Annotated in this window: 1 protein-coding gene; it reads right to left on the reverse strand. The window is 37.7% G+C overall.

Features of this window, described 5'->3' with window-relative positions; genetic code table 11:
- Positions 1–88 precede the first annotated feature (88 nt).
- Entirely contained in the window at positions 89–1384 is a 1296-nt protein-coding gene (locus V7149_RS06795) for a C40 family peptidase (RefSeq protein WP_335344890.1), read from the reverse strand.
- Positions 1385–1476 lie beyond the last annotated feature (92 nt).

Genomic DNA, 1476 nt, shown 5'->3' on the forward strand with positions numbered 1-1476 from the left:
CAATAAATATTTGGAATTAATCGAATTATCAAAATGTGAACCTTATTAAAAAACCTGACTGCTTTAATCATGCAGTCAGGTTTTATTATTATAAAATTCGAATTACGCGACCATTAAATTTGCTCTTCCAATAGCCGCTGCTCATATTGGCAATAGCTACTCCTGTAGAGCTTTGAGAGCCAATAAATTTACCGCCGCCAACATAAATTCCTACATGCCCATCTTTCTTATAAGTATCAAAGAACACGAGATCCCCAGGTCTCATCTGACTAGAGGAAACTTGCTTGCCCACACTCTTTAATGACTCTGTATATGCCGGTAATTTAACGCCTACTTGAGAATAAGCCCATGAAACGAAACCAGAACAATCAAATCTCCCGTTAGCAATATCAGAAGCAGATCTACCGCCGCCAAAAACATAAACAGAGTTCCCTAAATACTTATATCCAGCTTTGATTACCGTATTGACATCACCTTTAGCAACAGGGGCTTCATTCTTAGCAGCAGGGGCTTCTTTGACTGGAGCACTTGGTGCTACATTTGCTGAAGCTTCCTTCGCATCATCGTTTGATCCGCTTGCTAAGTTTAAATTATATTGTGGAGCTTTCGGTTTTGCAGTTGTGTACTTGCTAGCTTCCAGTTTAGCCTGAATTTCTGCTTGTTTTGAAGCAAGCACACTATCTTGAATTTTTAAGTTAGCTTGAATAGCAGCAACTTCATTTTCTTTTGCTTGCAATTCTTTTTCTAATTGTGCATTTTGCTGCTTTTGTTCTTCCATTTGAGCCTGCATTCCTTCAAGCTCTACTTTCATATTTTGCAAATCAGAAAGTTTTTTCTCAACAGCTGATTTCTTTTCTTCTACAGCTTTCTTATCCGCATCATGTTGAGCAATAATATCTTGGTCTGCCTGAACGATCTTTGTTACCGCTCCTACTCTTTCAATGAAGTCACCAAAGCTAGTAGAACCAAGCAAAACTTCAACATATCCGATTTTACTATTGCCGTTTTCTTGATAGGAAACAGCACGCTCCTTTAAAATATTATTTCTTTTATCAATTCTTTCTTGGATTTCAGCTATTTCTGTTTTTAATTGTTCTACTTGTTCCTTCGTACTAATAATATCTTTTTCTGTTTTATTTATTAAATTATTATTATCTGTAATGGCTTGAATGACCCTTTTAATTTGTGCATTTAAGATAGCACGTTCTTCGAGAACAGCCGTTAATTCCTGTTCTGCCTTTGAAAGACTCGATTGAACATCAGATCTCTGTTTTTGAATTTCTGCTTTTTGACTATTTAAGGATGCTGCATCAACTGAAGGAATGGCAATAGCGCCAAGCCCAAGCATAAGTGTCGTATTTAATACTACAAGTTTCTTTTTCATCTATGTCCTGCCCCCAATTGTTAGTAGCTCTCGTTGCCCTTGGCATATGTATCTAGAAATGCGGAAGCGCCTGGCCCACCCCCGACAAGCAC

The organism is Bacillus sp. JJ1503, assembly GCF_036965125.1.
In the GTDB taxonomy this organism is placed as follows: domain Bacteria; phylum Bacillota; class Bacilli; order Bacillales; family Cytobacillaceae; genus Cytobacillus.

What these genes read in the sequence shown, in the direction of transcription:
- V7149_RS06795 (WP_335344890.1), bottom strand. Translation starts at nt 1,384, where the DNA reads ATGAAAAAGAAACTTGTAGTATTAAATACGACACTTATGCTTGGGCTT.